The organism is Streptomyces sp. NRRL F-5727, from assembly GCF_000719555.1.
Classification (GTDB): domain Bacteria; phylum Actinomycetota; class Actinomycetes; order Streptomycetales; family Streptomycetaceae; genus Streptomyces.
In genome coordinates this window covers 1-12,721 of sequence record NZ_JOGX01000066.1, presented here as the reverse complement: position 1 = coordinate 12,721, position 12,721 = coordinate 1, and the positions used below count along the sequence as shown (strand labels likewise).

The 12,721-nt window shown below is 73.6% G+C and carries 14 protein-coding genes and 1 pseudogene; 2 read left to right on the top strand and 13 right to left on the bottom strand.

Annotation, left to right across the window (positions count from 1 at the left end; translation table 11 throughout):
• Window position 1 precedes the first annotated feature (1 nt).
• The 7 genes from IF73_RS0131170 to IF73_RS0131140 form a co-directional block, all read right to left on the bottom strand.
• Window positions 2-400, bottom strand: coding sequence for an OB-fold nucleic acid binding domain-containing protein (locus IF73_RS0131170; protein ID WP_078868359.1), 399 nt, complete (start codon window positions 398-400; stop codon window positions 2-4).
• Window positions 401-445: 45 nt separating this feature from the next.
• Window positions 446-1,132 carry a response regulator gene (locus IF73_RS0131165; RefSeq protein ID WP_031013864.1) on the bottom strand — a complete coding sequence of 229 codons (687 nt, stop codon included), beginning with the start codon at window positions 1,130-1,132 and terminating at the stop codon, window positions 446-448.
• 73 nt (window positions 1,133-1,205) lie between these two features.
• Window positions 1,206-3,749, bottom strand: a complete 2,544-nt coding sequence (locus tag IF73_RS0131160; RefSeq protein ID WP_031013863.1) for a sensor histidine kinase — start codon at window positions 3,747-3,749, stop codon at window positions 1,206-1,208.
• 111 nt (window positions 3,750-3,860) lie between these two features.
• Window positions 3,861-4,529, bottom strand: a complete 669-nt coding sequence (locus tag IF73_RS0131155; RefSeq protein WP_107049366.1) for an ABC transporter ATP-binding protein — start codon at window positions 4,527-4,529, stop codon at window positions 3,861-3,863.
• 352 nt (window positions 4,530-4,881) lie between these two features.
• Entirely contained in the window at window positions 4,882-5,649 is a 768-nt protein-coding gene (locus tag IF73_RS0131150; RefSeq protein WP_031013861.1) for a DUF3710 domain-containing protein, read from the bottom strand.
• 1 nt (window position 5,650) lies between these two features.
• A complete protein-coding gene (dut, locus tag IF73_RS0131145; protein WP_031013860.1) occupies window positions 5,651-6,163 on the bottom strand; it encodes a dUTP diphosphatase in 513 nt (170 codons plus the stop codon).
• Window positions 6,163-6,747, bottom strand: a complete 585-nt coding sequence (locus IF73_RS0131140) for a PaaI family thioesterase (RefSeq protein WP_031013859.1) — start codon at window positions 6,745-6,747, stop codon at window positions 6,163-6,165. Before IF73_RS0131140 ends, dut begins: the two co-directional genes overlap by 1 nt.
• Before the next feature lie 58 nt (window positions 6,748-6,805).
• Here IF73_RS0131140 and IF73_RS0131135 point away from each other — a divergent pair, with 58 nt between their 5' ends.
• Window positions 6,806-7,333 carry a DUF3093 domain-containing protein gene (locus tag IF73_RS0131135; protein ID WP_037881082.1) on the top strand — a complete coding sequence of 176 codons (528 nt, stop codon included), beginning with the start codon at window positions 6,806-6,808 and terminating at the stop codon, window positions 7,331-7,333.
• 56 nt (window positions 7,334-7,389) lie between these two features.
• On the opposite strand, the gene IF73_RS0131130 is transcribed toward IF73_RS0131135, so the two are convergent.
• From IF73_RS0131130 to IF73_RS0131115, 4 genes are all read right to left on the bottom strand, one after another.
• Window positions 7,390-8,454 (bottom strand): hypothetical protein, encoded by a 1,065-nt coding sequence (locus IF73_RS0131130; RefSeq protein WP_031013857.1) that lies wholly within the window; start codon window positions 8,452-8,454, stop codon window positions 7,390-7,392.
• A gap of 13 nt (window positions 8,455-8,467) precedes the next feature.
• The gene (locus tag IF73_RS0131125) at window positions 8,468-8,764 is read right to left on the bottom strand and encodes a DUF4193 domain-containing protein (RefSeq protein ID WP_003955561.1); all 297 of its coding nucleotides are present in this window, start codon (window positions 8,762-8,764) and stop codon (window positions 8,468-8,470) included.
• 396 nt (window positions 8,765-9,160) lie between these two features.
• On the bottom strand, window positions 9,161-10,399 hold the full coding sequence (locus IF73_RS0131120; protein WP_031013856.1) for a sensor histidine kinase: 1,239 nt from the start codon (window positions 10,397-10,399) through the stop codon (window positions 9,161-9,163).
• Window positions 10,400-10,403: 4 nt separating this feature from the next.
• A complete protein-coding gene (locus IF73_RS0131115; protein WP_030496297.1) occupies window positions 10,404-11,057 on the bottom strand; it encodes a response regulator transcription factor in 654 nt (217 codons plus the stop codon).
• Between the two features lie 365 nt (window positions 11,058-11,422).
• On the opposite strand from IF73_RS0131115, the gene IF73_RS0131110 reads away from it, so the two are divergent.
• Entirely contained in the window at window positions 11,423-11,605 is a 183-nt protein-coding gene (locus tag IF73_RS0131110; protein WP_031013855.1) for a hypothetical protein, read from the top strand.
• 81 nt (window positions 11,606-11,686) lie between these two features.
• On the opposite strand, the gene IF73_RS0131105 is transcribed toward IF73_RS0131110, so the two are convergent.
• Together IF73_RS0131105 and IF73_RS0131100 are read right to left on the bottom strand one after the other, a co-directional pair.
• A complete protein-coding gene (locus IF73_RS0131105; protein ID WP_420706594.1) occupies window positions 11,687-12,490 on the bottom strand; it encodes an inositol monophosphatase family protein in 804 nt (267 codons plus the stop codon).
• Window positions 12,491-12,501: 11 nt separating this feature from the next.
• Window positions 12,502-12,721, bottom strand: a pseudogene (locus tag IF73_RS0131100) (ferrochelatase); the annotation flags it as partial.

Sequence of the window (12,721 nt, the reverse complement as noted above, 5' to 3'; positions counted from 1 at the left end):
GCTACTCCTGTCCGAGCGGTCGGAGCTCGTATTTGGGGTTGAAGAGGACCCGCCGGCCGTGGCTCATGGAGATCCGGCCGGAGGCGATCAGCTTGCGGCCCGGCTCGATGCCCACGATGGAGCGGCGGCCCAGCCAGACGACGTCGAGCGGCGCCGTGCCGTCGAAGAGCTCGGCCTCCAGGGCGGGGACACCGGCGCGGGGGCGCAGCGTGACCGTGCGCAAGGTACCAGTCACCTTGACGATCTGGCGGTCGGAACAGTCCGAGATCCGGGTGCAGCCCGAGGCCGCCGTGTCCTCCTGGAGCTCCTCCGACTCCAGGTCCTCCGGCGAGGAGGAGAGCCGGTCGAGCATCCGGCGGAACCGGCCTGCCGGCTTGTCGGTACGGGGTGCAGCACTCATACCTGAAAGCGTACCGGCCACGCCTCCGGCCGGAGGCGGCCCGTATCAGCGTTCGAAGCGGTATCCCATGCCCGGTTCGGTGACGAAGTGGCGCGGGTGGGAGGGGTCGGTCTCCAGCTTGCGGCGCAGCTGGGCCATGTAGACGCGGAGGTAGTTGGTCTCGGTGCCGTACGAGGGGCCCCAGACCTCCTGGAGGAGCTGCTTCTGGCTGACCAGGCGGCCGCCGTTGCGGACCAGGACCTCCAGGAGGTGCCACTCGGTGGGGGTGAGCCGGACGTCCCGCCCGTCGCGGTGGACCTTCTTGGCGGCGAGGTCGACGGTGAAGTCGTCGGTCTCGACCACGACGACGCCGTCCTCGGCGCCGCCGACGGGTTCGGCGCGGCGGACGGCGGCGCGCAGCCGGGCGAGGAGCTCGTCCATGCCGAAGGGCTTGGTGACGTAGTCGTCGGCGCCGGCGTCGAGCGCCTCGACCTTCTCGTCGGAGGTCTGGCGGGCGGAGAGGACGATGATCGGGACCCGGGTCCAGCCGCGCAGCCCCTTGATGACGTCGACGCCGTCGAGGTCGGGCAGGCCGAGGTCGAGGACGACGACGTCGGGGTGGCGTTCGGCGGCGAGCCGGAGGGCGGTGGCTCCGTCGGGGGCGGAGTCGACCTCGTACTTCCGCGCCTTGAGGTTGATCACCAGGGCGCGGACGATCTGTGGCTCGTCGTCGACCACGAGGACCCGGGTCATGTGTGGGGGCCTTCCTTCTGCTGTACGGGGGCGGGTGCGGGCTGCTGCTCTGCTGGTACGTACGGGCGCGGGGTCAGGTCACCGCGTGGGCCGGCAGTTCGGCCGGCGGCGGGGCTCCCCCGGCGGCGGCGCGCAGGGTGAGGACCATGGTCAGGCCGCCGCCGGGGGTGTCCTCGGCGCTGAGGGTGCCGCCCATGGCCTCCACGAAGCCGCGGGCGACGGCGAGGCCGAGACCGACGCCGGAGCCGCGCGGGGCGTCGCCGAAGCGCTGGAAGGGCTCGAAGATGCCGTCCTTGGACTCGTCGGGGACGCCGGGGCCGCGGTCGACCACGCGGAGCTCGACGCGGTCGCCGAGGACGCTGGCGCCGACGGCGACGGGGACGCCGTCGGGGCTGTACTTGACGGCGTTCTCGACGATGTTGGCGACGGCCCGCTCCAGGAGGCCCTTGTCGACCTCGACCATGGGCAGGGTCTCGGGGATGTCCGCCTCGGCGCTGCCGTCCGGGACGCCGCCGAGGGCCATGGGGACGACCTCGTCGAGGTCGACGGCGCGGATGAGGGGGGTGACGGTGCCGGTCTGGAGGCGGGACATGTCGAGGAGGTTGCCGACGAGGTGGTCGAGGCGGTCGGCGCCGGCCTCGATGCCCTCGAGGAGTTCGGCCCGGTCCTCCTCGGACCACTCGACGTCGTCGGAGCGGAGCGAGGAGACGGACGCCTTGATGCCGGCGAGCGGGGTGCGCAGGTCGTGGCTGACGGCCGCGAGCAGGGAGGTGCGGATCTTGTTGCCCTCGGCGAGCTTGCGGGCCTCCTCGGCCTCGCCGACCAGCCGCTGCCGGTCGAGCACGACGGCCGCCTGGGCGGCGAAGGCGCCGAGCACCCGGCGGTCCTCGGCGGGCAGCACCCGGCCGCTGAGGGCGAGCGCGAGGTGGTCGCCGACCGGCATGTCCACGTCGGCGTCCTCGGGCCGGGCGGCCGGGTGGGGCCCGACGGCGGCGGCCCGGACCCACGGCTCGGCGCCGTCGGCCCGTTCGAGGAGGGCGACGGACTCCATGGAGAAGGTCTCGCGGACCCGTTCGAGGAGGGCGTCGAGGCTGGTCTCGCCGCGCAGCACGCTGCCGGCGAGGTAGGAGAGCACCTCGGACTCGGCGCGCAGCCGGGCGGCCTGCTGGGTGCGGCGGGCGGCGAGGTCGACGACGGAGGCGACGGCCATGGCGACGCCGAAGAAGACCGCGATGGCGACGATGTTCAGCGGGTCGGCGATGGTGATCCGGTGGATCGGCGGGGTGAAGAACCAGTTGAGCAGCAGGGAGCCGGCGGCCGCCGAGGCGAGCGCCGGCAGGAAGCCGCCGAGCAGCGCCGCGCCGACGGTGAGCGCCAGGAAGAGCAGCATGTCGTTGGCGAGGCCGAGGTCGGCGTCGGTGTGGGTGAGGAGCAGGGCGAGCGCGACGGGGCCGGCGACGCCGACGAGCCAGCCGCCGAGGATCCGGGAGCGGCCGAGGCGGGCGCCGCGCGCGACCGGGAGGCCGCGGCCCTTGGCGACCTCGCCGTGGGTGACGATGTGGACGTCCAGGTCGGGGCCGGAGTCGCGGGCGACGGTCTGGCCGACGCCGGGGCCGAGGACGTACTGCCAGGTGCGGCGGCGGCTGGAGCCGAGGACGATCTGGGTGGCGTTCACCCCGCGGGCGAAGTCCAGGAGGGCGGTCGGTATGTCGTCGCCCACGACGTGGTGGAAGGTGCCGCCGAGGTCCTCGACGAGGGTGCGCTGGACGGCCAGCTCCTTGGGCGAGGCGGCGGTGAGGCCGTCGCTGCGGGCGATGTAGACGGCCAGCACCTCGCCGCCGGCGCCCTTCTCGGCGAGCCGGGTGGCGCGGCGTATCAGGGTGCGGCCCTCGGGGCCGCCGGTGAGGCCGACGACGATCCGCTCGCGGGCCTGCCAGGTGGAGCGGATGTTGTGCTCGCCCCGGTAGCGGCGCAGGTACTCGTCGACCCGGTCGGCGGTCCACAGCAGGGCCAGCTCGCGCAGGGCGGTGAGGTTGCCGGGGCGGAAGTAGTTGGAGAGGGCGGCGTCGACCTTGTCGGGGGTGTAGACGTTGCCGTGGGCCATCCGGCGGCGCAGCGCCTCGGGCGACATGTCGACCAGTTCGATCTGGTCGGCGCGGCGGACCACCTCGTCGGGGACGGTCTCCTGCTGGCGGACGCCGGTGATCGCCTCGACGACGTCGCCGAGCGATTCGAGGTGCTGGATGTTGACGGTGGAGACGACGTCGATGCCGGCGGCGAGGAGTTCGGCGACGTCCTGCCAGCGCTTGGGGTTCCGGGAGCCGGGGACGTTGCTGTGGGCGAGTTCGTCGACCAGGGCGACGGCGGGGCGGCGGGCGAGGACGGCGTCGACGTCCATCTCGGTGAAGGAGGTGCCCCGGTACTCGACGGTGCGGCGGGGCACGGTCTCCAGGCCGTGCAGCAGCACCTCGGTGCGCGGCCGGCCGTGGTGCTCCACGAAGCCGACGACGCAGTCGGTGCCGCGCTCCACCCTGCGGTGGGCCTCGGCGAGCATCGCGTACGTCTTGCCGACGCCGGGTGCCGCGCCGAGGTAGATCCGAAGCTTGCCACGTCCCATGGACCGACCATACGTCCGGCTGATCGGACATTCCGCACGCGGAGGAACACCCCGGCGCGGTATTGACGTGATTCTGATGCGTGTCCCGGCGCCGGCCGGTCGCGGGTGGGCTCAGCCTTCGGCTATCTCGCCGTCGCGGAGTTCGAGGACCCGGTCGGCGAGGCCGAGGAGCTGGTGGTCGTGGGTGGCGACGAGGGCGGTGCAGCCCTCGCTGCGGACCACGGCCCGGAGCAGTTCCATGACGGCGAGGCCGGTCTCGGCGTCGAGCTGGCCGGTCGGCTCGTCGGCGATGAGCAGGGCCGGCTTGTTGGCGAGGGCGCGGGCGATGGCGACCCGCTGCTGCTGGCCGCCGGAGAGCTCGCCGGGGCGCTGGTTGGCGTGGTCGGCGAGGCCGACCAGGGCGAGGAGCAGGGCGACCCGTTCCTCCCGCTCGGCGGGGTCCGCGTCGCGCAGCCGCAGCGGGACGCCGACGTTCTCGGCGGCGGAGAGGATGGGCAGCAGGCCGAAGGACTGGAAGATGAAGCCGATCCGGTCCCGGCGCAGCTCCAGGAGGCCGCTCTCGCCGAGGGTGGAGAGGTCGGTGCCGTCGATGACGATCCGGCCGCCGTCGGCGCTGTCGAGGCCGCCGACCAGGTTGAGCAGGGTGGTCTTGCCGGAGCCGGAGCGGCCCTTGAGGGCGACCAGCTCGCCTCGGGAGACCTCGAAGGAGACGCCCTTGAGGGCGTGGACGGCGGCCTCGCCCTCGCCGAAGGTGCGGCGCAGGCCCTCCACCCGGATCATCGGCCCCGTGGCGGGGTCCTCGGCGACGGCCGTCGCGGACCGCGTGCTGTTCTCGCTCACCCTGCGCTCCCCCTCCTCGAACACGTGCGCAGACCAGTATGGTCGGCCGCCGCCCCCGAGACCAGGGTCCGGCCCCCGGAGGAGACCCCGATCTTCGGACGGCGCTCCCCGGCCTCCGGACGCCCGGCCCCGTAGGGGCGACCCCTGAGGGACCTCGTCCGGGTCTTCGGGGAAGAGCTCGTACGGGCCTCCGGCCGCCGGTCACCGTGCGCCCCGGGAAAAGGCCGGTGGGCCGCCCCCGTACGTCGTGCGTACGGCGGCGGCCCACCGGACCGGGGTCTCGCGGGGTGCGTCAGCGGATCTCGGAGATCTCCGGGCCGCGCTGGAGCTGGCCCATGCCGCCGGAGAAGCGGGACCCGGCCTGCTCCTCCTGCTGCACGCCGTCCGGCACCATCTGCGCGTCGTTCGGCAGCTTGAGGACGATCGGGTCGCGCGGGGCCATCGGGCCCTCGCCGCGGGCGACCACGGTGTCCCGGACGATCTGCTCCAGGAGGCCGGCCGCCTCGGGCTGCACCGCGCCCTGGCCGGAGATGACACCGCGCAGGAACCAGCGCGGGCCGTCGACGCCGACGAAGCGCACGATCTGCACGCCGCGGTTGCCGTCGGGCAGCTGGACGGGGACCTGCGCGCGCAGCTCCCAGCCGAGCGGGCCCTCGACCTCGTCGATGGCGCCGCCCTGCTGGACGATGCCGGTGGCGATCTCCTCGCGGACCTCGCCCCAGATGCCTTCCTTCTTGGGCGCCGCGAACGCCTGGAGCTGCACGGCGCTGTCGCGCAGCACGATGGTCGCGGCGACGATCGCGTCGCCCGCCACCTCCACGCGGAGCTCCATGCCCTCGACCCCGGGCACGAAGAGTCCACCGAGGTCGACGCGGCCCTCCTCGGGCTTGGCGACCTCGGAGATGTCCCAGGGACCGTCGGGCCGGGGCGCCGGCGGAAGGTTCACCTTGCGCGGCTGGTCGGCCGCGTCCGCGGCGTCCTCGCCGGTGACGGCGTCGACGACCTGCTCGGCCTCGCCCGCCTTGTCGGCGGCACCGCTCTTCTTGCGACGTCCGAACACGTCACTGTCCTTCCCGGTCGGATACGACCGAAGCGTATCGATTCCCACCCGTGGTGCCGTCCACGGCGGCATGACCGCCGGTGGACCCGAAGCCCCCCTCGGCCCGCGCCGAGCCGGGAAGCTCCGCCACCTCGTGGAAGCGCACCTTCTCGACCTGCTGGACGACCAGTTGGGCAATCCGGTCGAACCGCTCGAACCGCACGGTCTCGCGCGGGTCGAGATTGACCACGATCACCTTGATCTCTCCACGGTACCCGGCATCCACCGTCCCCGGGGCATTCACGAGCGCGACTCCGCAGCGCGCGGCCAGTCCGGAGCGGGGGTGGACGAAGGCGGCGTAGCCGTCGGGGAGCGCGATGGACACGCCGGTGGGCAGCACGGCCCGCTCGCCGGGGGCCAGCACGGCGGCCTCGGTGGTGACGAGGTCGGCCCCGGCGTCGCCCGGGTGGCCGTAGGCCGGGATCGGCACGTCCGGGTCGACCCGGCGGATCAGTACGTCGACGGGAGAGCGCATCAGGGGTTCACCTCGAAGGCGCGGGCGCGCCGGACCTGGTCGGGGTCGGACATGGCGGCCTGGATCTCCTCCGGCCGGCCGTTGTCGATGAAGTGCTCGACCTTGACCTCGACGAACATGGCTTCGGCCCGGACGGCGACGGGGCCGTCGGGGCCGCCGATGCGGCCGGTGGCGGTCGAGTAGATCTTGCGGCCGTGGACGGCGGTCACCTCGGCCTGCAGGTGGAGCACGGTGCCGACCGGAACGGGGCGGCGGAAGTCGGTCTCCAGGCGGCCGGTCACGGCGATGACGCGGAGCAGCCAGTTCAGGGAGCCGAGGGTCTCGTCGAGCGCGGTGGCGAGCACGCCGCCGTGAGCGAGCCCGGGGGCGCCCTGGTGGTCGGCGGTGACGGTGAACTCGGCGGTGACGGTCACGCCCTCGCCCGCGCGCGCCTCCAGGTGGAGGCCGTGGGGCTGCCCGTCGCCGCACCCGAAGCAGTGGCCGTAGTGCGAGCCGAGCGGCTCGCCGGGGGCGGGCGCGTCCGGATGGCGGGTCGGCGCCACGGCGTCGGCCGGCGGGGTGAGAGCGGCAGATGTTCCAGTCACAGGCGCAGACCTTACCCGCGCGGCCGGGCGCGGGTCGCGCCGTGCCAAGCTTGGACGCATGCAGCCTTCCGCACCGACCCCCGCGCCGACCCCCTCGTCGGGGGCCTCCTCCCCCGCGTCTCCCGCCTCCCCCGCGGCGCCCCGCTTCGACGAGCGGCTGACCGTGCCCGGCTCGTGGTGGGTCATCGTCGTCCTGCTGGCGGTCTCCGGCGGTCTGATCATGTTCCCGCTGGGGACGGTGCCGATGCTGGGCGGTCTGATCGTGGCGGGGGTGGCGGCCGGTGTGGCGGCGTCCTCGTACGGCTCGGCCCGGATCCGGGTGGTGGCCGGTTCGCTGGTGGCGGGCGAGGCCCGGGTGCCGGTGTCGGCGCTGGGGACGGTCGAGGTGCTGGACGAGGAGGAGGCGCGCGCCTGGCGCACGCACAAGGCGGATCCGCGCGCCTTCCTGCTGATGCGCAGCTATGTGCCGCGGGCGGTGCGGGTGGTGGTGACGGATCCGGCGGACCCGACGCCGTACCTGTACCTGTCGAGCCGTGACCCGGAGGGTCTGGCGGCGGCGGTCGAGGCGGTGCGGGCGGAGGGCTGAGCCCTCCCGCTCCGCGGAGGTCCGTCCCGGGGCCGCTCCTGGCGGCCCGGGGCGGTCTAGAAGCCCAGTTCCCTGGGGTTCTCGGGCTGTTCCAGCGGGGGCAGCCCGGCGAGCCGGTCCCAGGGGACCTGGCGGGCCCTGAGGTCCTTGCGGATGTGCCCGGCGAGCTTCTTGGTGTCGCGCCGGTTCATGACCGCGCCGACGGCCGCGCCCACCATGAACGGGGTGAGGTTCGGCAGGTTGCGGACCATGCGTTTCATGATCTGCTGGCGCAGTTCGCGCTTGAGCTGTCCGCCGAGGGCCGCGTTGATCGTCGTGGGTTTGGTGGGGTCGATGCCCCGCTCCTCGGCCCAGGAGGTCAGGTAGGCGGCCGAGCGCTGGGGCAGGGTGCCGGGCGGCCGGAGGCCGTAGACCTCGTGGAGTTCGGCGATGAGCTTGAGCTCGATCGCGGCGACGCCGGTGATCTCCGCTGCCAGCTCGGCCGGCATGGCCGGCGGTACGGGGAGCATGGCGGCGGCGCCGATGCCCGCGCCGACGGTCGAGCTGGCGTTGGCCGCGCCGAAGACCAGCTTGTCGGCCAGCTCCTCGGGGCCGAGCCCGGGGAACTGCTTGCGCAGGGTCGCGAGGTCGCGGACGGGGACGCGCGGGGCCAGGTCGATCAGCCGGTCGGCCAGATAGGCGATGCCGGCCTTGGCGCCGTCGCCGCTCCGCTTCACTCCCTGCCTGACGCCGTCCACGCTGCGGCGGACCGCGTCGATGCGCGCGGCGTCGATCTTGATGCGGTCGAGCTGCGCGCGTGCCGGGTTGGCCAGCCGCCTGACGGCGTCCAGCCTGCCGTGACGGCTCGCGTCACGTTCCTCGGGCGCCTCGGGGTCCGAGGGGCCTTCGGGGTCCCGCTCCGCGGGGAGCGGTGCCTCGCCCTGTCCGGGGACGCCGGCAGCTGCGAGCGAGGCCGTGGGGCCTCGCTCGTCGTCCACCACGCCGAGGGAGGGCGGGGGGGCGGCCTGCGCGGCGTCGGGAGCCTCCTGGGCGCCCTCCGTCGGGCCCTTGCCGCCCTTGTACGTCGGGGGCTTCGCGGGAAGCCTCAGACGCCGCTTCCGGGACGGTGTGTCGCCTGCCACGGCCGCGCCTGTCTCAGTCGCAGTCGCGGCAGATCGGCTGGCCGTTCTTCTCGCGCGCCAGCTGGCTGCGGTGGTGCACGAGGAAGCAGCTCATGCAGGTGAACTCGTCGGCCTGCTTGGGCAGGACCCGGACGGCCAGCTCCTCGTTCGAGAGGTCGGCGCCGGGAAGCTCCAGGCCCTCGGCGGCCTCGAACTCGTCGACGTCGACGGTCGAGGTCGACTTGTCGTTCCGACGGGCCTTGAGCTCCTCAAGGCTGTCCGAGTCGACGTCGTCGTCGGTCTTGCGTGGGGTGTCGTAGTCCGTTGCCATGTCGCTCTCCCCCTCTGGGTGGTTGCGGGTGTCTCAGCGCACGTAACGCGTGAGAGGTCGGACTTGTGCCCGACCTGAGGCGCAGATTTTGCCTCACATCAAGGTCTGTTACTCAATCGACACCCGTCCCGCGCTCCCCAGGAGTGATCGGTACGAGTGGCGATGCGGACCGTACACGGTCCCCGGCGCGGCCGCGCGCGCCGCCACCCCGTGTACTTTCCGCCCGTCAGCGCCCGGGAAACCCGGACTTTTCCGGGTTTTCCCCCGGAATTCACGGTCACGGAGCGCGACCCTTCGGGCACTCGCGCTTGTGATCGATCACACATGCCCGTCTCAGGACGGGGGTCCCGGAATTCCGCTCAAAGCGAACAGATCGGTCCTCGTCCCCGCAGTCTGTCAGATCGGCAGAGTGACACGCATCACCAGGCCGCCGCCCTCGCGGGGCACCGCGCTGATGCGTCCGCCGTGCGCCCGGGCCACCGAGCGCGCGATCGACAGGCCGAGCCCGACGCCCTTGTCGCTGCCGGTCCGCTCCTGCCGGAGCCTGCGGAACGGCTCGAAGAGGTTGTCGATCTCGTACGCGGGGACCACCGGGCCCGTGTTCGACACCACGAGCACCGCCTGGCCGTGCTGGACCTCGGTGGTGACCTCGACCCAGCCCCCGTCCGGAACGTTGTACCGCACGGCGTTCTGGAGCAGGTTCAGGGCGATCCGCTCCAGCAGGACGCCGTTGCCCTGGACGACGACCGGGGCGCGCTCGCCGCGCATCTCGACGCCCCTGGCCTCGGCCTCCGCGTGCACCTGGTCGACCGCCCGCTCGGCGACCTCGGCGAGGTCGACGGGTTTGCGGTCGATGATCTGGTTGTCGCTGCGGGCGAGCAGCAGCAGGCCCTCGACCAGCTGTTCGCTGCGCTCGTTGGTGGCCAGCAGGGTCTTGCCGAGCTGCTGGAGCTCGACCGGCGCCCCCGGGTCCGAGAGGTGGACCTCCAGGAGGGTGCGGTTGATCGCCAGCGGGGTGCGCAGCTCGTGCGAGGCGTTGGCGACGAAGCGCTGCTGGGCGGTGAAGGCCCGCTCCAGGCGGTCCAGCATCTCGTCGAAGGTGTCCGCCAGCTCCTTCAGCTCGTCGTCCGGGCCGTCCAGCTCGATCCGGCGGGCCAGGTCGGAGCCGGCCACCTGGCGGGCGGTGCGGGTGATCCGGCCGAGCGGCGAGAGCACCCGGCCGGCCATGGCGTAGCCGAAGGCGAAGGCGATGATGCTCAGCCCGAGCAGGGCGAAGAGCGAGCGGCGCAGGAGGTCCTGGAGGGCCAGGTCGGTCTCGTGGCGCAGGCAGATGGAGACCGCGGCGTTGAACTGCTCGCCGGTGCCCTGTTCGGGCAGCACGCACTCCGCGGTGGTGGGCTGGACCTCGCCCTTGACGATCTTGAACGGCAGGCTGGCGACGCTGTCCGTCAGGCTCTGCGCCGTGAACAGGTAGATGATCGACAGCAGCAGGATTCCGGCGATCAGGAACATGCCGCCGTAGAGCAGCGTGAGCCGTATCCGGATGGTGGGCCGCAGCAGCGGCCTGACCGGGTCCCGCGGGTCCCAGGTGGGCTTCGGTGGCGCCTGCGGGTGCGGCGCCGGGGTCGCGGCCATCGGATCAGATCCGGTAGCCGGAGCCGGGCACGGTGACGATGACGGGCGGCTCGCCGAGCTTGCGCCGGAGGGTCATCACGGTCACCCGGACCACGTTGGTGAACGGGTCGGTGTTCTCGTCCCACGCCTTCTCCAGGAGCTGCTCCGCCGAGACGACGGCGCCCTCGGAGCGCATGAGCACCTCCAGGACGGCGAACTCCTTGGGCGCGAGCTGGACCTCCCGGCCGTCCCGGAAGACCTCGCGGCGGTTGGGGTCGAGCTTGATGCCGGCCCGCTCCAGGACGGGCGGCAGCGGCACGGAGGTGCGGCGCCCGAGGGCGCGCACGCGCGCGGTGAGCTCGGTGAAGGCGAAGGGCTTCGGGAGGTAGTCGTCGGCGCCCAGCTCCAGGCCCTCCACCCGGTCGCTGACGTCGCCCGAGGCGGTGAGCATCAGGATCCGGGTCGGCATGCCCAGCTCGACGATCTTGCGGCAGACGTCGTCGCCGTGGACCAGCGGCAGGTCGCGGTCGAGGACGACGACGTCGTAGTCGTTGACCCCGACGCGCTCCAGGGCGGCGGCGCCGTCGTACACGACGTCGACGGCCATGGCCTCCCGGCGCAGTCCGGTGGCCACCGCATCGGCGAGCAGCTGCTCGTCCTCGACGACGAGTACGCGCACGTCGTTCTTCCTTCCTTCGGCGCTCCGGTCCGGGCGGACCGGGGGCGATCGTGAACACTGACTGTGCGTGTCCATCCTGCCCCGTACGCGCGTAAACCGGCTGTAAGACGGCGGGGGGCGGCCGCCCGGCGGGGACGGGCGGCGGCGGACCCGGGCGCGGCCCGGAGGGGGCGCGAAGAATTCACCTGATTCAGGGGGCAGTTGAGGTTTCCGCCCGGGAAGGGGTGGGGAGGAGGTGTGCACACCCCGCGATCACGCCCTGTATGTGGCACGCCCACGGCTCTTCCGTCCCCCGGGAGCGGACAGTGTGTGATCCACCCACCCCCGGCACACCCCCGTGCCGCCGGACCCATGAGGAGGGGCGCATGGACGCTTTCACCGCAGGGCTGCTGCAGCGCATCAGGACCACGCAGTCGGACCTCACGCGGGCCCGCGAGACCGGCGACGACTACCTCGCGGACGTCGAGCAGGCCGAGCTGGAGGACCTGCACCGACTGGCAGCCGAGCACGGCGTGGAGGTCGCACCGGTCTGCGCGCAGAGCGCCTGAGCGACGCCGCTCCCCCGGGAGCGGCACGGCGGTGCCCCGGAGCCGGACGGCTCCGGGGCACCGCCGTGTCCGGGGCCGGTCTCAGTCGTGCCAGGCGCCCAGCCGGTCGAGGAGCTCCTGGAGGGGCCCGAAAAGGCCCTCGGGGGCGGCTACGGCCAGTTCTCCGGACTCGGGCTCTCCCGGACGTCCGCCGGTGCGCGCGCCCGCCTCGCGGGCGATCAGGGCCCCCGCCGCGTGGTCCCAGGGGTTGAGCCCGCGCTCGTAGTACGCGTCGAGCCGGCCGGCCGCCACGTCGCAGAGGTCGATGGCGGCCGAGCCGCCCCGCCGGATGTCCCGGACCAGCGGCAGGACCTCCCGGACCACCTCGGCCTGGCGGGCGCGGCGGGACTGCACGTAGCCGAAGCCGGTGCCGAGCAGGGCCTGGTCGAAGGGGGGCGCGGTGCGGACGGCGAGCCGGCGCCCGCCCAGCCACGCGCCGCCGCCGCGGACGGCGTGGAAGGTCTCGCCGCGCAGCGGGGCCTCGACGACGCCGACCACGGTCTCGCCCTGGTACTCGGCGGCGATGGAGACGGCCCAGGACGGCAGGCCGTAGAGGTAGTTCACGGTGCCGTCGAGGGGGTCGATGACCCAGCGGACGCCGCTGGTGCCGGGGGTGGCGGCGCCCTCCTCGCCGAGCAGCCCGTCCTCGGGGCGGTGCTCGGCGAGGAAGCCGGTGATCAGCTTCTCGGCGGCGATGTCCATCTCGGTCACGATGTCGATGGCGCTGGACTTGGTGGCCGCGACGGTCAGGTCGTCGGGCCTGCCGTCGCGCAGCAGGGCGCCGGCCCGCCGGGCGGCCTCCAGGGCCAGGTCGAGCAGCTCGTCGAGCGGGGGTGCGGGGATCACGGCGTGGCTCCTCAGGCGTAGGGGCTGTCGGCGCCGGCGGCGGCGGGGCGCTCGGCGCGGGCCGGGCAGCAGCCGATCGGGCACAGGTCGTGGGAGGGGCCGAGGGCGCCCAGGGCGCACCGCTGGGCGCGCGTGCCGCGCTCGGCGGCGGCCCGCTCCAGGACGAGCTCGCGGACGGCGGCGGCGAACCGCGGGTCGGCGCCGACGGTGGCGGAGCGGCGGACCGGGAGG

What these genes read in the sequence shown, in the direction of transcription:
- IF73_RS0131170 (WP_078868359.1), bottom strand. Translation starts at nt 400, where the DNA reads ATGAGTGCTGCACCCCGTACCGACAAGCCGGCAGGCCGGTTCCGCCGG.
- IF73_RS0131165 (WP_031013864.1), bottom strand. Translation starts at nt 1,132, where the DNA reads ATGACCCGGGTCCTCGTGGTCGACGACGAGCCACAGATCGTCCGCGCC.
- IF73_RS0131160 (WP_031013863.1), bottom strand. Translation starts at nt 3,749, where the DNA reads ATGGGACGTGGCAAGCTTCGGATCTACCTCGGCGCGGCACCCGGCGTC.
- IF73_RS0131155 (WP_107049366.1), bottom strand. Translation starts at nt 4,529, where the DNA reads ATGATCCGGGTGGAGGGCCTGCGCCGCACCTTCGGCGAGGGCGAGGCC.
- dut (WP_031013860.1), bottom strand. Translation starts at nt 6,163, where the DNA reads ATGCGCTCTCCCGTCGACGTACTGATCCGCCGGGTCGACCCGGACGTG.
- IF73_RS0131135 (WP_037881082.1), top strand. Translation starts at nt 6,806, where the DNA reads ATGCAGCCTTCCGCACCGACCCCCGCGCCGACCCCCTCGTCGGGGGCC.
- IF73_RS0131125 (WP_003955561.1), bottom strand. Translation starts at nt 8,764, where the DNA reads ATGGCAACGGACTACGACACCCCACGCAAGACCGACGACGACGTCGAC.
- IF73_RS0131120 (WP_031013856.1), bottom strand. Translation starts at nt 10,399, where the DNA reads ATGGCCGCGACCCCGGCGCCGCACCCGCAGGCGCCACCGAAGCCCACC.
- IF73_RS0131110 (WP_031013855.1), top strand. Translation starts at nt 11,423, where the DNA reads ATGGACGCTTTCACCGCAGGGCTGCTGCAGCGCATCAGGACCACGCAG.